The 21,350-nt window shown below is 67.9% G+C and carries 19 protein-coding genes and 1 pseudogene; 9 read left to right on the top strand and 11 right to left on the bottom strand.

The window, feature by feature from the left end; translation table 11 throughout:
• The first annotated feature begins 161 nt into the window (after positions 1-161).
• The gene (gene metE / locus ACFRMN_RS12910; RefSeq protein WP_383017661.1) at positions 162-2,486 is read left to right on the top strand and encodes a 5-methyltetrahydropteroyltriglutamate--homocysteine S-methyltransferase; all 2,325 of its coding nucleotides are present in this window, start codon (positions 162-164) and stop codon (positions 2,484-2,486) included.
• A gap of 666 nt (positions 2,487-3,152) precedes the next feature.
• On the opposite strand, the gene ACFRMN_RS12905 is transcribed toward metE, so the two are convergent.
• The gene (locus ACFRMN_RS12905; protein ID WP_383017658.1) at positions 3,153-3,305 is read right to left on the bottom strand and encodes a hypothetical protein; all 153 of its coding nucleotides are present in this window, start codon (positions 3,303-3,305) and stop codon (positions 3,153-3,155) included.
• A 385-nt stretch (positions 3,306-3,690) separates the two neighbouring features.
• On the opposite strand from ACFRMN_RS12905, the gene ACFRMN_RS12900 reads away from it, so the two are divergent.
• On the top strand, positions 3,691-4,587 hold the full coding sequence (locus ACFRMN_RS12900) for a helix-turn-helix domain-containing protein (RefSeq protein ID WP_383017655.1): 897 nt from the start codon (positions 3,691-3,693) through the stop codon (positions 4,585-4,587).
• Positions 4,588-4,596: 9 nt separating this feature from the next.
• On the opposite strand, the gene ACFRMN_RS12895 is transcribed toward ACFRMN_RS12900, so the two are convergent.
• Positions 4,597-5,196, bottom strand: a complete 600-nt coding sequence (locus ACFRMN_RS12895; RefSeq protein WP_383017652.1) for a TetR/AcrR family transcriptional regulator — start codon at positions 5,194-5,196, stop codon at positions 4,597-4,599.
• Positions 5,183-6,019, bottom strand: a complete 837-nt coding sequence (locus ACFRMN_RS12890) for an alpha/beta fold hydrolase (protein ID WP_383017649.1) — start codon at positions 6,017-6,019, stop codon at positions 5,183-5,185. Before ACFRMN_RS12890 ends, ACFRMN_RS12895 begins: the two co-directional genes overlap by 14 nt.
• Before the next feature lie 357 nt (positions 6,020-6,376).
• Here ACFRMN_RS12890 and ACFRMN_RS12885 point away from each other — a divergent pair, with 357 nt between their 5' ends.
• Positions 6,377-7,534 (top strand): alpha/beta hydrolase, encoded by a 1,158-nt coding sequence (locus ACFRMN_RS12885; protein WP_383017646.1) that lies wholly within the window; start codon positions 6,377-6,379, stop codon positions 7,532-7,534.
• A gap of 301 nt (positions 7,535-7,835) precedes the next feature.
• On the opposite strand, the gene ACFRMN_RS12880 is transcribed toward ACFRMN_RS12885, so the two are convergent.
• The 3 genes from ACFRMN_RS12880 to ACFRMN_RS12870 are packed head-to-tail and all read right to left on the bottom strand — an operon-like array spanning position 7,836 to position 11,439.
• The gene (locus ACFRMN_RS12880) at positions 7,836-8,246 is read right to left on the bottom strand and encodes a PaaI family thioesterase (protein WP_383017855.1); all 411 of its coding nucleotides are present in this window, start codon (positions 8,244-8,246) and stop codon (positions 7,836-7,838) included.
• Positions 8,243-11,047 carry an ABC transporter substrate-binding protein gene (locus ACFRMN_RS12875; RefSeq protein WP_383017643.1) on the bottom strand — a complete coding sequence of 935 codons (2,805 nt, stop codon included), beginning with the start codon at positions 11,045-11,047 and terminating at the stop codon, positions 8,243-8,245. The genes ACFRMN_RS12880 and ACFRMN_RS12875 overlap by 4 nt, the downstream gene beginning before the upstream one ends.
• 2 nt (positions 11,048-11,049) lie before the next feature.
• Positions 11,050-11,439: a hypothetical protein gene (locus tag ACFRMN_RS12870; RefSeq protein WP_383017640.1), complete on the bottom strand. Its 390-nt coding sequence runs from the start codon at positions 11,437-11,439 to the stop codon at positions 11,050-11,052.
• 448 nt (positions 11,440-11,887) lie between these two features.
• Here ACFRMN_RS12870 and ACFRMN_RS12865 point away from each other — a divergent pair, with 448 nt between their 5' ends.
• The 3 genes from ACFRMN_RS12865 (at position 11,888) to ACFRMN_RS12855 (ending at position 14,581) form a co-directional block, all read left to right on the top strand.
• Complete coding sequence (locus tag ACFRMN_RS12865; RefSeq protein ID WP_383017852.1) at positions 11,888-12,223, top strand: hypothetical protein; 336 nt, start codon at positions 11,888-11,890, stop codon at positions 12,221-12,223.
• A 523-nt stretch (positions 12,224-12,746) separates the two neighbouring features.
• Positions 12,747-13,709 carry a quinone oxidoreductase family protein gene (locus ACFRMN_RS12860; protein WP_383017637.1) on the top strand — a complete coding sequence of 321 codons (963 nt, stop codon included), beginning with the start codon at positions 12,747-12,749 and terminating at the stop codon, positions 13,707-13,709.
• Between the two features lie 77 nt (positions 13,710-13,786).
• Positions 13,787-14,581 carry an SDR family NAD(P)-dependent oxidoreductase gene (locus ACFRMN_RS12855; protein ID WP_383017634.1) on the top strand — a complete coding sequence of 265 codons (795 nt, stop codon included), beginning with the start codon at positions 13,787-13,789 and terminating at the stop codon, positions 14,579-14,581.
• A gap of 130 nt (positions 14,582-14,711) precedes the next feature.
• On the opposite strand, the gene ACFRMN_RS12850 is transcribed toward ACFRMN_RS12855, so the two are convergent.
• Complete coding sequence (locus ACFRMN_RS12850; RefSeq protein ID WP_383017631.1) at positions 14,712-15,314, bottom strand: TetR/AcrR family transcriptional regulator; 603 nt, start codon at positions 15,312-15,314, stop codon at positions 14,712-14,714.
• Between the two features lie 256 nt (positions 15,315-15,570).
• On the opposite strand from ACFRMN_RS12850, the pseudogene ACFRMN_RS12845 reads away from it, so the two are divergent.
• Positions 15,571-15,856, top strand: a pseudogene (locus tag ACFRMN_RS12845) (ATP-binding protein); the annotation flags it as partial.
• A gap of 49 nt (positions 15,857-15,905) precedes the next feature.
• Here ACFRMN_RS12845 and ACFRMN_RS12840 read toward each other — a convergent pair.
• The 4 genes from ACFRMN_RS12840 to ACFRMN_RS12825 all read right to left on the bottom strand — a co-directional run bounded on the left by ACFRMN_RS12840 (position 15,906) and on the right by ACFRMN_RS12825 (position 19,283).
• A complete protein-coding gene (locus ACFRMN_RS12840) occupies positions 15,906-16,433 on the bottom strand; it encodes a DinB family protein (protein WP_383017628.1) in 528 nt (175 codons plus the stop codon).
• 468 nt (positions 16,434-16,901) lie between these two features.
• Entirely contained in the window at positions 16,902-17,546 is a 645-nt protein-coding gene (locus ACFRMN_RS12835; RefSeq protein WP_383017625.1) for a dihydrofolate reductase family protein, read from the bottom strand.
• Between the two features lie 246 nt (positions 17,547-17,792).
• Positions 17,793-18,332: a GNAT family N-acetyltransferase gene (locus ACFRMN_RS12830; protein ID WP_383017622.1), complete on the bottom strand. Its 540-nt coding sequence runs from the start codon at positions 18,330-18,332 to the stop codon at positions 17,793-17,795.
• A 147-nt stretch (positions 18,333-18,479) separates the two neighbouring features.
• The gene (locus tag ACFRMN_RS12825; protein WP_383017619.1) at positions 18,480-19,283 is read right to left on the bottom strand and encodes an SDR family NAD(P)-dependent oxidoreductase; all 804 of its coding nucleotides are present in this window, start codon (positions 19,281-19,283) and stop codon (positions 18,480-18,482) included.
• Positions 19,284-19,308: 25 nt separating this feature from the next.
• On the opposite strand from ACFRMN_RS12825, the gene ACFRMN_RS12820 reads away from it, so the two are divergent.
• Both ACFRMN_RS12820 and ACFRMN_RS12815 read left to right on the top strand, forming a co-directional pair.
• Complete coding sequence (locus ACFRMN_RS12820; protein WP_383017616.1) at positions 19,309-19,680, top strand: helix-turn-helix domain-containing protein; 372 nt, start codon at positions 19,309-19,311, stop codon at positions 19,678-19,680.
• 449 nt (positions 19,681-20,129) lie between these two features.
• Positions 20,130-21,266 carry a cytochrome P450 gene (locus tag ACFRMN_RS12815; protein WP_383017613.1) on the top strand — a complete coding sequence of 379 codons (1,137 nt, stop codon included), beginning with the start codon at positions 20,130-20,132 and terminating at the stop codon, positions 21,264-21,266.
• Positions 21,267-21,350 lie beyond the last annotated feature (84 nt).

Below are 21,350 nucleotides of genomic sequence, written 5' to 3'. Positions count from 1 at the left end.
ATCGCGTGCGGACATCCCGGTGACCTCGTGGGCGGGTCGGCGTACATATCGAGCGGCAGACACGGACGGCACAGCGTCGTGGGCCGCCCGGTCGGTCGTCCCTTCGCGTCCTCGGTCCCGTCTCCGGGATACCAGGACACATCTTCGCGAAGGAGAGTTCCGTGACAGCGAAGCCCGCAGCCGCGGCAGCACGAGCCACCGTGTACGGCTACCCCCGCCAGGGACAGAACCGTGAACTGAAGAAGGCCGTCGAGGGCTACTGGAAGGGCCGCGTCAGCGCCGACGCCCTCCGGGAGACCGCGGCGGATCTCCGCCGTTCGAACTGGCGGCGGCTGGCCGACGCCGGCATCCACGAAGTGCCGTCCGGTGATTTCTCGTACTACGACCATGTCCTGGACACCAGCGTCATGGTCGGCGCTGTCCCCGAGCGGCACCGCGCGGCGGTCGAGGCCGACGCGTTGGACGGGTACTTCGCCATGGCCCGGGGCACCCAGGATGTCGCCCCGCTGGAGATGACGAAGTGGTTCGACACGAACTACCACTATCTGGTTCCCGAACTCGGCCCGGACACCGTCTTCTCCGCCGACTCCACCAAGCAGGTCGCCGAGCTGACGGAAGCCCTCACGCTCGGACACACCGTCCGACCGGTCCTCGTCGGCCCCGTCACCTATCTGCTGCTGGCCAAGCCCGCGCCGGGCGTGGCCGCGGACTTCGAGCCGCTGACCCTGCTGGACCGGCTGCTGCCGGTGTACGCCGAAGTGCTCGCCGATCTGCGCGCGGCCGGCGCCGAGTGGGTCCAGCTCGACGAGCCCGCCCTGGTCCAGGACCGCACTCCGGCCGAGCTGAACGCCGTCACCCGGACCTACCGTGAGCTGGGCGCCGCCACCGACCGGCCGAAGCTGCTGGTCGCCTCGTACTTCGGGCGGCTCGGCGACGCGCTGGGCGTTCTGGCCAAGGCACCGGTCGAGGGGCTGGCCCTCGACTTCACCGAATCGGGCGGCGCCAACCTCGAAGACCTCGCGGCGGTCGGCGGACTGCCCGGCAAGCGCCTGGTCGCGGGTGTCGTCAACGGCCGCAACGTCTGGATCAACGACTACGAGAAGTCTCTCGCGACCCTCGGCACGCTCCTCGGTCTCGCCGACCGCGTGGACGTCTCCGCGTCCTGCTCGCTCCTGCACGTACCGCTGGACGCCGCGGCCGAACGCGATATCGATCCGCAGATCGCCCGCTGGCTCGCCTTCGCCCGGCAGAAGACACAGGAGATCACCGTCCTGGCGCGCGGTCTTGACCGGGGCACCGACACCATCGCGGCCGAACTCGCGGCGAACCGTGCCGACCTGGCATCCCGGGCCGGGTCCGCGCTGACCCATGATCCCGCCGTGCGTGCCCGCACCACGGCCATCACCGACGCGGACGGACGGCGCACGCAGCCGTACGCCGAACGGACCGCCGCCCAGCGCGCACACCTCGGCCTTCCGCCGCTGCCGACGACGACCATCGGTTCGTTCCCGCAGACCACCGAACTGCGCACCGCGCGGGCCGACCTGCGGACCGGGCGGATCGACACCGCCGGATACGAGGAGCGGATCAAGGACGAGATCCGGGAAGTCCTCTCCTTCCAGGAGAAGGCCGGGATCGACGTGCTGGTCCACGGTGAGCCCGAACGCAACGCCATGGTGCAGTACTTCGCCGAACAGCTCACCGGCTACCTCGCCACCCAGCACGGCTGGGTACAGTCCTACGGCACCCGCTACGTCCGGCCCCCGGTACTGGCCGGGGACATCTCCCGTCCCGAGCCGATGACGGTGCGCTGGACGACGTACGCGCAGTCGCTGACCGACCGCCCCGTCAAGGGCATGCTCACCGGACCGGTCACCATGCTCGCCTGGTCCTTCGTCCGCGACGACCAGCCGCTCGGCGACACCGCGCGCCAGGTCGCGCTCGCCCTGCGCGACGAGGTCAATGACCTTGAGGCGGCGGGTACATCGGTCATCCAGGTCGACGAACCGGCCCTGCGTGAAACGTTGCCGCCGCGCTCCGCCGACCATGCCGCCTACCTGGCCTGGGCGACCGAGTCGTTCCGGCTCACCACCAGCGGCGTACGGCCGGACACCCAGATCCACACCCATATGTGCTACGCGGAGTTCGGGGACATCGTCCAGGCCATCGACGACCTCGACGCCGACGTCATCAGCCTGGAGGCCGCACGCTCCCACATGCAGGTCGCACGTGAACTGGCCGAGCACGGCTACCCGCGCGAGGCCGGCCCCGGTGTCTACGACATCCACTCCCCGCGGGTCCCCAGCGCCGAGGAGGTGGCGGCTCTCCTCCGTAAGGGACTTGAGGCCATCCCGGCCGAACGACTGTGGGTGAACCCCGACTGCGGTCTGAAGACCCGCGGCTGGCCCGAGACCCGGGCCTCACTGGAGAACCTGGTCACCGCCGCCCGTGAGATCCGCGCGGAACTGGCCTCCGAGAACCCCTGATTCCCATCGCGCCGGGGCGGAGACCCATGGGTGTCCGCCCCGGCCCGGCCACGAGCGGGCAGCAGCCCCGCAGACCGGACACGTTGAGAGTCGAGTGGCGGAAGGCACCATAGGGCGAAGCCCGATCCCCGGCACGTTGTCGTCGACGGTCAGGCCGTGGTGGCTCTGACACTCAAGGAGTATGACGACCTCGCGCTCCTGGCCTCGGCACCCGAACGAGTACGTTACGCACGTGGTGTCGCACGCCGGCCGGGCATCACGGGACAGCCCTTGAGCCCCTGCCGGCCCCCAGCCACGGCGTCCGGTTCGGATGCGATGGTCGGCGGCCGGCTCGTACCGGGCAGAGCCGGTGTCAGGTCGGCCAGGCGGGACGGCTGGAAGGGCTGCCCGTCGCGGTGGGCATCGCGCGGCCGGCGGGCGAGGTACTGGACGGATCCCTCCCCGATGGGCAGCCAAGCGGATGAGGCTCCGGTTACGGCGCCGACGTCCTGGGGCGCGTTTCCCCATGCCCCCCGATGCGGTAGGTGAGCCACCTGTGACACCGTCCGCACTCCGACCACTCAGCGACCTTCAAGTCGTCGTTGCATGTGCGGACGAGCTCGGTGTAGGTCAAGCGCGAGGTGTTCTCCCCACACTGCGGGCATGCTGTTACGGGATCGCGAGATGTCATCGCCGACCCCTCTCGTCGGGCCGTACAGCGATCAGGAGGCAGGCGACTGCCGGCAGCAGCCATTCCTCCTGGAGGACGGCCACCTGGGCCGAGGGGGACATCACCAGCACGATACCCATCACGAGCGTGGCCACGAAGGCCACGCTCATACATGGCAGGTCTATCCTGAACTTGACGAACACGAGGTCTCCTTGTGTTTGAGCAGAAGGCCGCTCCCTGCTTCCACCCAGAAGCATCAGGGGGCGGCCTTGGCTTTTGGTACGGCGCCGGCCCGTGGCCTGCTTCGGGGTCCGAGGCCTATTTCGCAGGGGTTGGACAGATCACATGGGACGCTCCCTCCTCTTGCCGGAGCGGCCAGTGGCGGCCGCTCCCCAGAGTGTGGAGCCGGGGCCGTACAGGGACAACGCCTTGGAGACGCGCGTAGAACTTCACGGGCAGAGGGGACTCATCCACGAAAGCCGGCGAACGCCCGTGGCAATGAAGGACAATGACGGACACTCAGTAGCGTTCTGTGTCCATCAATGGGGGAGAATCGTGTCTGGCCAGCGCACACCATCGCCTCTGCCGGAGCCCCAGCTCGCTTTCGCGGCTCAGCTGCGCGAGCTTCGGCGACGCACCTTCAACGAACCCACCGAGGAGACCCTCGCCCGGAAGATGGGCTGCGCGCGCAGCACGGTCTCCGCCATCCTGAACGGTCGCCGGTTTCCGAGCTGGCCACACACCGCGGCATTCGTGGAGACGTGTGGTGGGATCACGAAGGACTGGCAGGAGCGATGGCTACAGGCCAAGCGGCAGAACGACGAACTGCGCCAAAGCTCGAAGGGTTCCGCCACAGCGGTCGCGCGGATGCCGATCGTGGAGGGGCTTCATGCCACTGGGGAGGCGATGCTGGCCGCGCGCTGGTACCGGAACAATCGTGAGTTCTACGAGGCGGCTTCGGAACGCGTCCGCCAGGCCCGGTCAGAGATTCGAGTCACTTACACGCGTCGCTATCCACCGACTCAGTACACCACCCGAGCATCCGCCGAGTACTTCGCGTCCATCTTGGGGTGGGCCGGCGAAGACAGTGATGACGAGCGGTGTGTGCGACGCGTCATCGGCGTGCCCGAACACGGCGGAAGCCCGGACAAGGACATGCTGTCCTGGGCCCGCCAGCACTATAAGGACAGCAAGCACATCCTCAACTACGAGGCGAACGTGCTGCGGTGGACCGCGTCGGCTGACGGCCTGAACATGGCGCTGATCGACGACAGGGTGGTGTTCTTGGCGTTCTCCGGGGGCCCACGTCAGAAGCTGAACGGCCTCAGCATCGAGGATCCCACTTTCATGAGTTACTTCACCGCCTATTTTGATCAGCTTTGGGCGGCTCTCCAGCCGCTGGGCACCTATCTCGGCGAGGTAGACGGGAATCGTTACGACAAGCCTGAGTGAAGCTCGTCGTCAGGCGCCGATACGGAACGCGGTGGCGAGGCCGGAGGTGATCGTGGTGACGAGGTGGTCGTGGGAGGTATCGACGCTGTCCGGGAGGCCGAAGGCACCGGCCGTCTCCAGGGCGGCGAAGCCGTGCGCCGCTGCCCGCAGGCAGCGGGTGGCGTGCACCAGGTCGGCGTCGGCCAGGCCGTAGCCGCGCAGCGCGGCGAAGATCACCTTCACGACCTCGGCGCCGAGTTCGGTCGCCTGCGGGCCCGCGCCCTGCGGCAGCAGCGCGTAGCGCTCGGGGTGCGCGCGGGCGTAGTCGCGGTACGCGTGCAGCACGGTGGCGACCGCGTCGTCGCCGCTGCGCCCCAGCGCCGCGTCCCGCAGTTGCTCCGCCAGCTCGCCGAACACCCGCTTCACCAGCATCAACCGCAGCTCCGGCAATCCCTTGACGTGCTTGTAGAGGGAGGGCACGGCCACCCCGGTACGGGCGGCGACGGCGGCGAGGGTGAGCGCCGCCGGGCCCTGTTCGTCGACCGTGGCCAGTGCCGCGTCCACCACCGCGGCCGGGCTCAGCCCCGCCCTGCTCCCGGCCTTCCCGGTGCCCGTCCTACTGCGCGGCACCGGCGACCCCTGCCAGGAAGGGCAGCACCGCGTCGGCGGTGGCCCGCGGGTCCTCGGCGGCCGGGTAGTGGCCGGAGCCGTCGACCATCACCACGTCCCCGCCGGACCGTTCGGCGATCCAGTCGGCCTCGGCACGCGGGTCCGGTTTGAAGTCCGGGTCCTTGCTGCCCATCACGATCCGTACCGGCTGCCCGGCGGCGGCGAGCTCGCCCAGCCGTCGCTCGCTCGCGTCATGCCCGCCCGCGGCCATGGCGCGCAGCGCGGCCATCCGCCCCGGTTCGCGCAGCTGCCCGAGCAGCCGGGCGCGGGCCGCGGCGAAGTCGTCCGGCTTCGCACCGGCGAACAGCGTTCCCCAGAAGGCCGTCCACGCGCGCGGGAAGCGCCCGACGACGGCGATGGCCAGCCGGGTCGCGACGCCCGGCTGCTTCGGGCTGCGCACGAACGGGCCGGTGAGGACGAGGCCCCCGAAGGCCGATGACTCGTCGGCCGCCGCGATCACGGCGGCGCCGGCGGAATAGGAGTTGGCCACCACGACGGCCGGTCCGGCGTCCAGGTGCCGGACCAGGGCGCGCAGGTCGGCGGCGACCGCGGTGGTGGAGTAGTCGGCGAACGCGGCGTCGGACTCTCCGGCGCCGCGCAGGTCGGCGGTGACGACCCGGTAGCCGCGCTCGGCGAGGACCGGGGCGAGGAAGCGATAGGTGGTGCGGTTGTCGCCCATCCCGGGCAGGCAGACCACCAGCGGCCCGTCGCCCCGGGTGTCGTCGTAGGCGATCCGGCCGCCGTCGACGGCGAGGAACTGGGTGGAGTGTGTGGTCCCAACCATGATGAGAACCTCCTTGATTTAGCTCAGTAGCCAATAAGCTAACATCGTTAGCCACGTGCCGCAAGAGAGTCCGCGCGACCGGCGGGCCCGTCAGGGCATCAAGGGGCCGGCCACGGTGCGGCCATGCGCCTTGAGCACTGCGTGACCAGGAACCACATCGACGTGTGGCATGAACGTGTGCTGCCCCCGAGCTGCGTGAGGGGTGTGTCATGACCGAGCGGCGTGTTTGACCGCAGTCCCTCCGCCCGCCCCGGGTCCCTCCGCCGATCACTCCACCAGCTCATCTCCACTGGTCCGGAACGTCCCTCTGCAAACAGGCTGGGCCCCAGGTTCACACGTGAGCTAGGAGCCCCGACTATGAACCGTCCCCGTCCGAGAGTGCTCTCCGGATCGCGGCGCAAGGCTCGCCGCACCGGCGCCATAGCCCTCACGCTCGCTCTGGCCACTGTTCTCTCCTCGTGTGGCACACAGAAGAAGAGCCCCGGCGCTCTGGATCATCCCGCCCTCGCGGCGGCCTCCGCCGCCAACGTCCCGTGCGGAAATCCGCCGGTGAAGCTTGAGGAACAGGACCAGGACTTCCTCAACGGGCTGGCTGCCGCCGATGGCCCGCCGCTCTACAAGCTGTCATACCCCGCGGCCCGGGAGGTACTGAACAAGCTGCAGGCCGGACCGGTGAACATGCTGCCGGCCGAGATCACCGTACGGTCCGTCCCCGGCGGTCCCACCGGCCCGGTGTCCGTACACCTCGTCCGCCCCAAGGACGCCGGCGGGGACCTGCCCGGCATCGTCTACATCCACGGTGGCGGATGGGTGCTCGGCAACTTCAAGACGCATGAGCGGCTGGTGCGGCAGATCGCCAACGGGGCGCGTGCCACCGTCGTGTTCGTCGACTACACCCCGTCACCCGAGGCGCGGTTTCCCGTCCCCGTCGAGCAGGCGTACACCGTCGCCAAGTGGGTCGCGGCACATGGCCGCCGGATCGGCGTCGACCCCACACGCCTCGCCGTCGCGGGCGACTCGGTCGGAGGCGACATGACCGCCGCCGTCACCCTGCTGGCCAAGCAGCGCGGTGGCCCGCACTTCCAGCAGCAGGTGCTGCTGTACCCCGTGACGGACGCGGACTTCGACACGTCCTCCTACCACCGCTTCAAAGAGAATTGCTGGCTCACCCGGCCGGCCATGAAGTGGTTCTGGGACGCCTACGCCCCCAACGTCAAGGACCGCGACAACCCCATCGCCTCCCCTCTGCGCGCGAGCCTCGACCAGTTGCGCGGGCTGCCGCCCGCGCTGGTGATCACGGACTCCGACGTGCTGCTCGACGCGGCCACGGCGTACGCCGACAACCTCAAGAAGGCAGGCGTACCCGTCACACTCACGCACTACCCGGCCGTCACGCATGACTTCATGATGCTCAACGCGCTGTCCGGAACCGATTCGAACAAGAACGCTGTCGCCGAAACGACGAAGGCGCTTTACCTGGCGCTCCACAAGGCGGGCGTCAAAGCCGGAAAGTGACTCAGCCATCACGGCCGAGCCGCAGGGCGTGGTGCTGGACGTCAGGGGCCGCCCCGTCGTTTTCGACACCGATCTGACCCGGCGCTGGTCGGGGGTGGTAGCGGCCACCCCCGACCTCTCGGTGCGGAACTGGTCGAAGTCCTGGCCGGCGCGGCCGACGGAGCGGCCGGCGGTTCGCCGGTCCGGACAAACGCCGAGGCGGTGTGACGCCAGATACGTCATCGGCTGGATGGAAGCCGGGGGTCTCCTTGGGGGAAGGTTTGCGGCGCACCTCCCCGTCGCCGTCGGCAGCGGCTGCGGGCTACTCACCGCCCGGTCTATTGACCCGGATCAGCGTCTGCTGACCGTTGGCGACGAGCTTCTGCCTGCCATCCTGCACGCCGAACACCTCCAACTGGCAGACGGTCAGGGTGCGTCCGGACTTCAGGACGGTTCCGACCGCCTCGATGTGGTCGCCGACGGCGGGCGCCAGCAGGTTGATCTTGTACTCGACCGTGAGCACTTCGGTGTTCTCGGGGAACAGCGTGTAGGCCGCGTAGCCGCCGGCGCTGTCCGCGATGGCGCTGGTCGCGCCCGCGTGGAAGTACCCGTACTGCTGGGTGACTTCGGGCCGACTGGGAAGCATGATGTGTACGCGGCCGGGCGCGATGTGGGATATCCGCGCACCGAGATGGCTCTCCCCTCCCCGAACAGTGACGGATCCGCCTATCAGGTGTTCCCTACCCCCAACGACGCGTAGTCGTAGCCGCCGTAGGCGCCGGAGACATAGACATTGGTCAGGCGAGGGCTGTGCCACAGAGTGCTCTTCTGGTAGAGAAGCGGCAGAAGGTAAGCCCCTTCCGAGACCTTGCGGTTGATCTGCCGGTAGATCTCACCGGCCTTGTCCCGGTCGGTCTGCGCGACGGCGTCGTCGAAAAGCTTGTTGATCGCGGGGTCGTCGATCCCGGCGTAGTTGAGGTTGCCGCTCGGTGTGATCCAGCGGCCGTCGGTCAGCGGCTGGAGGAAGTTCTGCCCGCTTGAGAAGTCGGCGGCCCAGCTCGCCAGGATGACGCCGTAGCCCTTGTCCTTCACGACGTTCGGCGTACCGATGCTCTCGTAGATCTCCTTGCCCAACTGACTGATCTCCGCGTCGATGCCGACCTTGGCCAGGGAATCCCGCAGGGACTCGGCGGAGCCGACGTCGGCGGCTCCGCCGTTGCCCACCACGATGGTGGTGGAGAATCCCTCCGGCTTGCCGCACGCCCTCAGTTCCCGCTCGGCCTTGGCCACGTCCGGCTTGCCGCCGTTCTGGAGTGTGCCGTACGGATCGTACGTGGGGTCGGCACCACTCAGGCCCGGCGGGAGCAGGTTCGGGGCGATGTCGCCAACCGACGGACCCCCTCTCGCGGTCTGCAACTGCTGCTTGTCTGCCGCGTAGATGACGGCCTTGCGGCAGTGGATGTTGTCCAGGGGTTTGACCGTCTGCGGGAGGGCCGCGTAGCGGACGAAGCCGGTGCGGGGGTTGTCCAGGTACTTCTTCAGGTCCTTGGTTGCCAGCGCCCGGGCTCGGTTCACCCCGTCCAGGCCCACCGTGGTGAGATCGAGGTCGTAGACGTCCGAGAGGAGCGAAACGCCCGGGCTGGTGCTGGTGAAGGTGACGGTGATCTTGTCCGGCAGTGCCGCGCGGACCGTATCGGACGACTTCTTCCAATGGGTGTTGCGCACCAGCACGAGCGATTTGTTCGGCGCGTACGACTGGAATCTGTACGGGCCGCTGGAGAACGGATCCAGCCCGTACCGGGCCCCGGTGTCCTTCTCCGCCTTCACCGGGGACGCGGAGGGCATCGCCAGCATCTGCTCGAAGTCCGAATGAGGGAGCGGCAGCTTGAAGACGATGGTCCGGGCGTTGGGGGTCTCGATGGACTTCAGGCCGAGCTTGTCCTTGGCGGTGTCCTTGTACGGACCCTCGTAGGTCCCCGCGGGGTCGAGGACCGAGCGCAGGTGGACCGGGCCGCCGGTGATGGTCTCCTTGGCCCAGATACGCTCGATGCCGTACTTGATGTCCTTGGAGGTGACCGGCGAGCCGTCCTCCCAGGTGATCCCGGCGCGCAGCGTGTAGGTGTACGTCCTGCCGCCGTCGGACACCTTGGCCAGCGAGGTGGCCAGGTCCGGTACGAGTTCGGGGGTCTCGGCGCCTGTGCCGCTCGGCTGAGGCGCGTGGGTGACCAATTGGCGGGTGTAGTAACGGGAGAAGTTCCACATGAATCCGTAGTATCCGCGCTGCGGGTCCCATGAGTCGGCGTCCTGGGCACTGACGAACTTCAGCGTGCCGCCCTTGGCGTCCGACGCGTTGACGACACCCGTGATGGCGGCGTTGTACCCGGTTCGAGAGCCGTCATCACTGGAGCCGGGCGAATCCTCGCGCCAGCTGAGAGCCATGGGGATTGCCACGGCCAGGACACATACGGCGGTGGCGGCGCCGAAGACGACCCGGGCAGAGCCGAATCTTCCAGGACGTACGACCGGGGCCGGGGGAAGGCCGGGGCGGCCTGCGGGCGTCGGGCTCTGCTGGGCCGGGATCGTCCGGCCGGGCTGGGTACGAGGCTCACCGGCCGCGGGGGCGACGGGCCTCGGAGGAGGTACGGGCAGCGTGCCCTCGACGGCAGCATCCCCTGGGAGAACCCCCGAGGGGGAATCATCCGGAGGATTCGGCGTCCCCGGCTCCGAGGGGCGGGGCACGGAAACGGGGACAGGAGCGGAGGCGGGAGCGGGGACAGGGACGGGGCAGGGGACGTGGCCGCGGTTATGGGCAAGTGCGATCCGCCCCCCGGTGTTGCGGTTGCGCTGCTGAGGCAGCGGTCTGGCCTTCGCCGCGAGCGTGGTGTACAGGTGCCGGTACAGGGTGTCCATGTCGAGCAGGGGTGGACCGTCGGCGATGCCTTCGTCCAGGGCGGTGATCAGTTCCCCGGTGAACGCGGTGAACTTCTCGCCTGGTGGCGACAGGGCCCTGCGCGTTCCCGCTGAGGCCGCCAGCAGGCACGTGCCTTCGATGAGAGCCTGGTCGGCGACCTGGTCGGTGCCGCCCATCCCGCCCAGCAGAGCGCGTCCGCTGTAGCAGCAGTCCAGAATCACCACCTTCCGCCGGGCTTTGACCCGCGGATCCAGCACCGCCCGGCGCAGCCACTCGTACGGCAGCGTGGTGTACAGGCGCTCCTTGTCCGAGCCGGTCAGCGTGAGGTGCAGTTCGTCACTGTGGGGGTCGGAGAGGCCGTGACCGGCGTAGTAGACCACCAGAGTGTCGGTGGCGCGCATCGCGACGTCGGTGAGGGTGTCGAGGATTTCTTGTGCGCTGCGCGGCTGGAGCAACGGGGTGCAGTGCGAGGGAGACAGCCCCCACAAGTCCGGATCGGTGAACGCCTTCGCGAGTCCGGCCAGGTTCTCCCTGACCGCGGGTAAGTCCTCAAGCCTGTCGTACGTATGGACGCCGATGAGCAGCGCCTGTGAGGCGGCGGGATCGGGCAGGACGGTCCCCATGGCTACGGCTCGTCCGTCCTGTCTCCACGAGCCTCTGGCTGTGGCCGGTTCAAGGCATCCACGATGCGGGTCACCGTCTCCGGAGAGCCGTCCTCCACAGTCACTGTTACTCCGTCGCGTTCAAGGCGCACCACCGGGGCTGCGGAACGAGAAGCCCGCCATGTCGCACACGCCACAGCCAGGCTGCCGAGGGCGATCCCTTGGGCGACGACCGCGTTGATCACCTCGAACGCGCCCCCCATGTCCCCCGCCCGTGACTCTTCGGGCACCAGCGAAATCACGGCATGCCGTGACACATCGGGGTCCTGGGTCAACCAGCGGTACAGGGACGTCAACGGCTGGTCGTCGCTTTCCGCGTCGGCCTCTCCGTCGATGACGATGGCGACCTGCATGCTCGCGCTCCCTCCCCCGGACAGGCAGTGCGCTGCCCGAACCTCGCTGGGAGCGTCGATCATAGCCGTTGGAGGGCTCCATCGCGTTCAGGATCTCCTCGATCTCGACTCCACCCCGGCACCCGGGCAACAGCGGCCTTCAGGTTGGCGCAGCCGACCGTGGTCCGCGGGAACCCGCCCCGTGTCCGCAGCGCGTGGACGTGGCCTTCGAAGAAGGCTTCCCGGCCACAAGAGGCGAACACACTTCTCCACACGGGAGGTTGGACTTCCAGAATCGTCGCGGTTCCCACAACTGGCCCACCCTCAGTGGGAAAGCGGCCTCCAACAGCTCAGGGACGTTCACGCGCTGGTTGTGTCAAGCGGTCGCATCACTGTCCGGAAAGGCGGTGACAGGACCTAGTCTGCGTGTGTGATCGTCCGATGCGTAAAGATCATCAGCCCCGCGACCATGGCGGTGGTGAGCGAACACCCCGGTATCCACATCGGTGAGGAGTACCAGGTTCTCGAAGTCCTCGCCAACCGGACCCGGGTGATGTTCCGTATCCCTCCTCGGGCCGACAGCTGGGATTCCGTCGACACCCCTGGGCTGTGGGATGCGGCCATGTTCGAGGTCGTGTCCGATCGGATGCCGGCCTGCTGGGTGGCCGGGCTCAATGACGGTGGGCTGACGCTGGCACCCAAGGAATGGCAACGACCCGGCTTCTGGGAGGACTACTTCGACCACCTCCCCGATGCCCTGGACCAGTACGACCGGTTGAAGGCCCAGATCATCGCCGAAGCGTGATCGCCTGGCTCAGCGCGGTAACACCGTGCTCGCCTCCGTCAGCTTGGGCTCGCAGGCGTTCCAGCTCCAGCCTGCTGTCTCTTGTCGGCGCTGCGCCGCAAGCTCTCCTGGATTCGGGCGACTTGACGGAGTGCCCGGCGGCGTAGGTGGGCTTCCTTCGTCTTGTGGCCTCCGCCGTCGGGGATGTCGCCGGGTTTCTTGATGTCCACGTGGACGAGTGCGCCGGGCCGGTCGCGTTCGCAGCGGCGTACGGACCGTCGGGCCGGGACCGCATAAGAGGCCGCGCGGATAGGTGGGGCGGCCTCCAAGTTGACCAAGTTCCTTCTCTGCCGTGCGCGACTACCTCACCGGGACCGTCAGGTATCGGACGCGACCGGTCGGCACACCGATCCACAGTGGTTCGCCCGGGGGCCGACACCGCATATTTCTGGACTTGCTAGTCCACTTTTGTCGCCCTACGGTCGCCAGTGTCCGGCGGGAGACCCAGTCCGCCGTACTCCGAAGCGAGACGAGGAGGTGTCCCATGCGCGCGATCTTCGTGGAGCAGCGCGGCGGCCCGGAGGTCATGACCTGGACCGAGCTCCCGGACCCTGTTCCGGGACCGGGAGAAGTGCTGGTGCGGCTCGGTGTCGCGGGCGTGAACTTCATGGACGTCGGCGTCCGTACCAGGCCCCTGCCCGGGTGGTCGGTCCCCACCGTCCTGGGGGTGGAAGGAATGGGCCGTGTCGCCTCACTCGGCGAGGGCGTGCGAGGGCTCGCGGTCGGCGACCGTGTCGCCTGGTATTACCACCGGGGCAGCTACGCGGAACAGCTCGCCATTCCCGCCGACCGTCTGGTGAAGGTCCCCGAAGGCGTGGACGACGAGAGCGCGGCGGCGGTGATGATGCAGGGGCTGACCGCCAACCACGTCACCACGGAGACGTACGCGGTCAAGCCGGGCGATGTCGCTGTCGTGCACGCGGCGGCGGGCGGCGTCGGCCTGATGGTGACGCAGATGGTCAAGGCGCGCGGGGGCACGGTGATCGGCCTGGTCTCCCGCGCGGAGAAAGTTCCGGTAGCGCAGGAGGCCGGGGCCGACCACGTTCTGGTCTCCAGCGGGGGCGGTTTCGAGGACCGGGTGAAAGAGCTCACGGGCGGTGAGGGGGCGCACGTCGTGTACGACGGCGCCGGTCCGGCCACCTTCCGTTCGTCGCGGCTGTCCCTGCGCCGCCACGGCGTGCTCGCCTACTACGGCGTACTGATGGGCAACCTCTCGCTCAACCCGATGGAGCTGCCCAACAGCATCCTGCTGTCCTACCCGGCCGTCGCCGACCATGTGCCCACCCGCGACGCGCTCCTCACCCGGAGCGCGGAGATCTTCGGTCTCGTCTCGGCGGGACAGCTCAGGCCGCGCGTCGGGCAGCGTTACGCCCTCGAAGACGCCGAGAAGGCGCACCGGGACATCGAATCCCGCCGCACCACCGGAAAACTGCTGCTCCTGCCCTGACGGCACGGACCCGCAGTCGCCGACGCCGCCGGCACCCCCCGCCCGGGCGTCCCGTCCCCGTGAAAGGAATCAGAACAATGGATCTTCAGCTCGTTGGCAGGCGGGCACTGGTCACCGGATCGAGCAGCGGCCTCGGCGAGGCGATCGCGCGGCGCCTGGCTGCCGAAGGCGCCGCTGTCGTGGTGCATGGACGGGACCGGACACGGACCGCCGCGGTGGCGCGGTCCATCCGTGAAGACGGCGGTATCGCCGGCATCGCCATCGGCGACCTCGCCACGGATGCCGGTGCCGGGGAAGTCCAGGCCGCAGCGGTCGAGGACGGGCCCATCGACATCCTCGTCAACAACGCCGGTATCTACGATCCTGCGGCGCGGTGGGGCGAGACCCCGCCCGAGGCCTGGGCCGAGATGTACAACGTCAACGTCATCGCCAGTGTGCGTATGGTCCAGCGCCTCCTGCCGGGTATGCGCGAACGCGGCTGGGGACGGGTGATCCAGATCAGCAGCGTCACCGGCCACCGGCCCACCGCGAGCCAGCCCCACTACGCCGCCACCAACGCCGCCCGGAACAACCTCGCCACCTCGCTCGCCCGCGAGTTGAAGCACTCCGGCGTCACCTCCAACGCTGTCGCGGCGGGAGGCATCCTCACCCCCGCCGCACTGGACTTCGTGGTCGGGGCGGGCAAGGCGCGGGGCTGGGGAGAGACCTGGGCTGAAATCGAACCGAAGGCCGTTGCACTCGCCCCCAACGATGTCGGTCATATCGCCAGGCCCGACGAGTACGCCAACCTGGTCGCCTTTCTGGCCGGCCCGGCCGCCGGTTATATCAACGGCACGACCCTGCACATCGACGGCGGATCCTACGATGTGTGACTCGGACGCGGGACGCCGCCGCGTCGGGGGGCCGTGAGGGCCGCGCGGTATCCGCCGGCCATGCGGTCGCTCCGCACACCACCGGGTGCCCCGGTGGCTGCGCGGGGCGGCCGCGCCGGCACTGGAGGTCTCAGCCGACCCCGGCCATGCGCAGCTGTCCGATACCGCTGTCCAGCGCCGCCCGCAGATGCGTGGACCGGCCGGTCGACAGCATGATCGATACACCACCCTGGATACCCGCGAGCAGCGCGGCGGCACTACGGTCGACGTCGAACGACGCCGGCAGGCATCCGGCCGTCTGCATCGCCCTGATGCCCACAGCCAGATATTCCTGCCACCGGCGCAGCAACTCCGTGACGATCCCCCGCGCGCCCGGCGTCGAGCGCCCGACCTGCATGGTCAGTGAGCCCAGCGGGCAGTGGTCCCCCTGCTCCTCGTAGCGCTTCACAACCGCCTCCCGCCACTGCTCCCAGGCGTCCCAGGAGTTCAGGCACCCCAGATACGGCATCTGATCGTCCAGTACCCGGTCCGCCTCGAACTGCGCGACCGCGAGCAGCAACTGCTCCTTGCCCTCGGGGAAATAGTGGAACAGCTGGCTCTTGCTGGTACCGGTGCGCGCCCGCACATCGTCCAGCGTCGTGAACGTGACCCCCTTCTCCCGCAGCACCTCGGCCGCGCCGTCAATGATCCGAGCCCTCGTGGCCTGCCCCTTCGCCGTCAGCACACCGCTCATCGCTACCCTCCCGAAATGGACTTCCCAGTCCATTATGCAGGTGCCGGACCACCCACAAGAACGCACCGTTGACACCCGGAGGCCGGACGCGGCTGTGCCCGCGGTGTCGACGGCGGACGGCCAATCGCTCACGTTGCCGCGGAGCCGGGATGTCCCGCCGCCGCCCGGCCAAGTGACACCCCGCGGACACCGTCACGGCGAAGCCGGCACCGCCGACCGCTCCTCACGCCCTCGCGGCAGCCCTTCGCGGGCCGCCGAGGCGGCCGACGAGAAGGAGTTGTCGAAGACGATCGCCCGCTACGGCCGCGTCGACCTTCTCCGCATCGATGAACTCGGCTGCATGGAACTGGACCGGCGGGGCGCTGAGCCGCTGTTCATGGTGCTGACCGAACGCGGGGAGAAGAACTGCGTCGCCATCGTCTCCAACGAGTCTTTCAGCGGCTGGACGAAGACCTTCACCGATCCCCGGCTCTGCCATCGTCGAACGTCTCACCTTCAACGGCTCGATCAAGGCCCTGACTGAGCAGGCCGCCGCCGGCTGAGAGCGGGAGCCGGGTGCTTGCGCGGTCCTTGCGACCGCGCAAGCACATCTCATGCACCGGTGACTCCGTCGATCTGTTCGCGAATGAGGTCGGCATGACCGTTGTGACGTGCGTATTCCTCGATCATGTGCACCATGATCCAGCGCAGGGAGACTCCCTGGTCGCCGACCATACTCGCGTCCTGTTCGGACAGGCGGCCGGAGTCCCCCAGCGATGCGTCTGCGATCAGCTCACGGCCTCGGGCGACCTCCGCTTGCCAGGCAGCCATCACCTCGTCGATTCCTCGTTCCGGCTGGAGGGCGAAACCATCGAGGCTGCCCTCCTTGAAGACCGTCGGCACGTCCTGACCTGCGAATACACGCTGGAACCACTTGCGCTCCACCTCGGCCATGTGCTGAAGGAGACCGAGCAGCGTCATTGACGAAGGCGACGCCGCAGCCAGCCGTAATTGATCATCTTTGAGGCCCGAACACTTCAGAGCGAGAGTCGCACGGTGAAAGTCCAGCCATGCCTCCAGCATGGCGCCTTCGTCGGCATGCGCGGGCGGGATAGACCGTCCATCCGGTGTCGTATTCATGGGCACACCCTGGCAGCGGCAGCCGCGGCTCATGACCGTTTTCGCTGGCGACGAACACGCGTCTCGCCCATCTCCTCGGCCCTGCCCGGTCGATCTTCGCGGATCAGGCCGCGGCGTCTGGTGCGTGCAATCGCAAGGCGGAGGATCGCCCACGTAGTGGACGTACTTGGGCGACTCCGACAACGCGGCGAGGTGCTGGCTGCCGGAGACCGAACTCCGCCAGTTCATGATCCAGCACCCGTTCACACCGGACAGCCAGGAAACGTTCAGCCGCTACCTCGCCGCCGTACGGCTGACTGCTGCGCCGAAGGCCGAGCGAGTCAAACGACCTTTCGTAGCCACGGGGTTACTCCGACTGATCGTCGGCAACGCCCCTGACGGCCTTCGAAAGCGGCGAGACCGACGTGCGCGGAGCGATCCTTCACGTAGCCGTCCACGTCTGGCACGAGCGCCCCTTCCAAGGCGGGGTCACTTTCGCCAGAAGAGGTGGTGCGTCACGCCGCTCGGGCTGGGAACGACCTCCAGGTGGAACCGGTCGAGCAGTTCGTCGGGGGACTCCCAGAGTCGAACTCCGGACCCGAGCTTCACCGGCGAGACCGCCACATGCATGGTGTCGACAAGGTCGGCGTCAAGGAACTGCCGGATGGTGGTAGCCCCGCCGCCGAGGCGGACGTCCTTGCCCCGCGCCGCATCCCGCGCCTGCTCAAGGACCGTGGCCGGGTCACCGTCGACGAAGTGGAACGTGGTGTCGGAGAGCGTGAACGAAGGACGCTTGTGGTGGGTCAGGACGAACACCGGGGTACGGAACGGGGGCTCGTCGCCCCACCAGCCGCGCCACTCATGGTTGTGCCAGGGGCCGCGCTGGGGCCCGAACTTGTTGCGGCCCATGATCTCGGCACCGATGTTGCGTGTGTAATCCCGCGTGAGGTAATCGTCGAGGCCCCGGCTCCCCCCGGGGTCGGTGCGCATGGGCCAGCTCGCCGTGGCGCCGGCCCAGGCGAACAGCTTCCCGGGATCGGCGTGGCCGAACGGCCTCTCAAAGCTCTGATCCTCACCGGCACCGATCCCGTCACTTGAGACGGTGAAGTTCTGGACTCTCAGTAGCTGAGCCACGTGTTCCTCCTGATGTTGTCGATAGCGGTGGTGTGACTCTACGGGCCGGACAAACTCATCGCCGCGTCCGCGATCGGCCGGAAATCGGGCTACCCCGCCGTTCTCGCCGCGCAGCGCAGCGCAGGGAACGCGCCCACGCCCGCATCCGCATCCGCATCCGCATCCGCAGCCACATCGAGAAAGGCATCCGCTGGGACGGACGGCCCCTCCAAGCCGCAGCCTGACCAAGCACCGCAGCGGAGATCGTCAGGCCCTCGTACTACGGGCGATGCGGTACAACACGTTCGAACGCAGTGGACCTTCGGGCGCGGTGGGGTCGTCGAAGTCGTCGGCCGGGTCCCGCGTCATGCCGATTCGGCGCATCACCGCCTGTGAGCGGAGGTTGGTGGCCGTAGTCACAGCAAGGATCTCGGGAAGTTCAAGAGTGTCGAAGCCGTAGGCCAGAACTGCCAACGCGGCCTCGGAAGCGTAACCCTGGCCCCAGGCCGAACGGGCGAGCCGCCAGCCGATCTCCACTCCTGTGAACAGCATGTGGTCATCCACCTGATCCAAGCCCGCGAAGCCGATGAACTCACCCGTGGCCTGCACCTCAACCGCCCACCATCCGTAGCCCCGCTGGTCGAACTCGGCCTGGAACCGCCCCACGGAGGCATCGCTCTGTTCGCGGGTAAGCAGGTCTCCCAAGTGCTCGCGAACCTCAGGATCGGCATTCATCGCCGCCCATGGTTCGAGGTCGGAGTCCCGCCATCGACGGACGGTGAGGCGATCGGTGCGCAGTTCAGCCATGCTGCCCAGCCAACGTGAGCTCCGGCCTCACGGCAATCCGATTTCTCGGCGACACCGCGACACGGAAAGAGGAAGGGCCACGCGTTCCGGTGGGACGGCCCGGGGCGGAACGCGTGTCCTGTCAGGGGTTCCGCGCCCGGTGTGCGGTTACCCGAGGAGTTCGGTGGCGGTGTCCCACAGCCGCTCCGCGTTGTCGGCGTCGAGCGCCCACGGGGCGACTCCGCCTCCGAACATCACGGGCTTCCGCTGCAGCACCGGAGCCTCGTTGCAGTCCTCGAAATAGCGCCCGCCGACGCCTTCCACCAGCGGCGATGCCGCGAGCAGCACGGAGGTCGCGGCGCCCTGTGCGGGGGTCTTCCGCTTGTCGGCGGGGGTTCGCAGGCCACCGGTGTGTTTTTGCAGGCCAGTGGCGATCGCGCCGGGGTTGAGGGCATTGGCGAAGATGCCCTCCTGGGACCATCGGCGGGTTGCTTCCACCGCGAGCAGTACGTCGGCGGTCTTGGACTGTCCGTAGGCCGACCAGCGGTCGTAGGGGCGGATCAGGAAGTCCAGGTCGTCAAAGATCACTGGCGAAAACATGTGGGCGTTGGAGCTGAGCGACACGATCCGCGCGCCGTTGGCTGCCGCGAGGGAGGCGTGCAGGCCCGTGGTCAGTGCGAAGTGGCCGAGGAAGTTGGTGGCGAACTGGAGCTCGTGCCCTTCCGGCGTCAGTTCCAGGTCGGGTACGGCCATGATTCCGGCGTTGTTGACGAGCATGTGCAGCGGTCCGCTCCAGACATCGCCGAACTCGCGGACCGAGCGGAGGTCGGCAAGGTCGAGCGGCGCGACGGAGACGTCCTGGTTGCCCGTCGAAGCCGAGATCCGGGCGGCGGCGCGCTTGCCCGCGTCGACATTGCGTACGCCGAGCACCACAGCGGCTCCGGCGTCGGCCAGCGCGCGAGCGGTCTCCACGCCGACGCGTCCTAGCCTTGGAACCATGGCAACGGCAAGCAACCTGGGTGACTACTTGCGGGCCCGCCGCGAGCGGGTGCGCCCCGACGATGTCGGCCTGCCCGGTGGGGACCGCCGACGAGTGCCCGGTCTTCGCCAGGAGGAGGTCGCACTGCTCGCGGGCATCAGCGTGGAGTACTACCTGCGTCTGGAACAGGGCCGTGACCAGCACCCGTCCGACCAGGTCCTCGACAGCATCGCCCGCGCTCTGCAGCTCGAAGCCGACGCCGCGACCTACCTTCACGAGTTGGCCCGCCCGGCACGGGCCGCCCGTCGAAGGCCCTCCCGGCCCGAGCGGGCCAGTGCCGCGCTCAGGACCCGGCTGCCACGCCCCTGGTGGTCCGGCCGCAGATCGTGATCTTCGTAGGGCGTCGCCCGTGCTGTCCTTGGGGAGCCTGCGCCTCGTAGGGCAGCAGTGGCCTCCGTGGCAGCACCGACTGTGGCCGGTTTCGCCGGTTCACCGGTTCTGCGATGTGGGTAGTGTCGTGGCCAAAGCGGTGAGGCAATAGGTGAGGCCTATGCGCTCCGGCGGCCTTGTGGCGCCTGCTGAAGATCAGAACGGATACGAATTCACCTTTCCTGGGTAGCGACTTGCTGGATCGAGTATTGCTCGACAAGGAGGACCGGCGATGTCATGGATCAAAAGAAAGCTCCGAGCGTTCAGCGGTGAGATGCGCGCACGGCGAAACCAGTACGGTGACAGATACGGTCGGACCGATTGATTCACTCCCGGTGCGGGATGGGATGGGGTGCGTAGCCGATCGCCGCATCCCATCTCTCGTTCGACGGGCATAAGAAATCATGTTCATGGACAGACAGAGCCTTTGGCGCCACCTACAGCGGTGGGAAAAACTGGCGGCGGATGCCAATGGCCCGTTCAGGCTACGCTTCGGGACGCTGTTCGTCACCGACGTGGATGCTGCCCGGGAAATCCTGGTCGACTCGGCCGACCATTACGTACCACAGTCCGGATTCTTCCGCATTGGCCCCACCCCTCTCCCTCAGACGCTTCGGACAGCAGCGTCACGCGAACTACTCAAAGCCTTGAGCCATCATGATCTCCAGTCGTCATTTGACATTGACTCCGCCATTCATGAGTTGAGTGACAGCCGCGGCCGCCTGCGGCACCACAGGTGGGGAGTCGGGCTGGTCAGGCGGTACTTCGCGCCCGTTATCGCACACCAGCGTCATATCGAACTCAACTCGCTTGTCGACGCATATATAAAATCGAGCATCATTGCCGACGACATTGTCGGCCGCATCGCGGGACGCTCACATCGTTCGGTCACCCGCATCCGCGCCGGCTTCGACGAACAATTGAGACGGCTTCCAGAACGAGGAACCGATACGGAAGCGAGGGACCTGGTCGATGTGGTATTGAGCTTGCAGGAAGAACTGTCCCCGTCGCACCGCGCGCAACTGATGCAGCGGCTCATACTCTCCACGGTCGGCTTCACCGGAGTCACCCTCGAATGGGTAGTACTCCTCGGCATCCAGCACGGGTACAACACTCCAGCAGTACGGCCGGAACAGATCCGCTCTCTGGTCAGGGAAACATTACGCCTCTACCCGACCGCATGGCGCCTCAGCAGAGAAGCGGCCACTGATCATGAAATAGGCGGCGTGCCGGTCAGCAAGGGTGAACATGTCCTGATCGGCACACACGCGATCCACCGGTCGGGAGCCGTGTGGGACAAGCCGCTGGAATTCGATCCCGCACGCTGGGAAAAGCTGGAAGATCACCAGCGACGAGCCTATCTCCCTTTCGGTAGAGGTGAGGAGATGTGCCCGGCAAACGGCTTCGCCATCAAAGCGCTTGAGTATCTCGGCCACCTCATCCTCCGTCGCTACCGGGGCAACGTGCGGGTCCGGAAATGGAAGCCCCACACCCGCACGCTCCTGGCACCACCCGCAGGCTGGACCCGCCTCACCAAGAACTCGTAGACCCGCACCGTTTTCCTCGTCCTCCGCTCGGCGAGCCGGCCCGTCAGGGCCCGCCAGGCTGCGAGGACCCACTGAGCTTCAGCA

The sequence above is a fragment of the Streptomyces sp. NPDC056835 genome, from assembly GCF_042789485.1.
In the GTDB taxonomy this organism is placed as follows: domain Bacteria; phylum Actinomycetota; class Actinomycetes; order Streptomycetales; family Streptomycetaceae; genus Streptomyces.
Note: the sequence above shows the minus strand (reverse complement) of the source record. Positions and strands in the feature narration are given on the sequence as shown.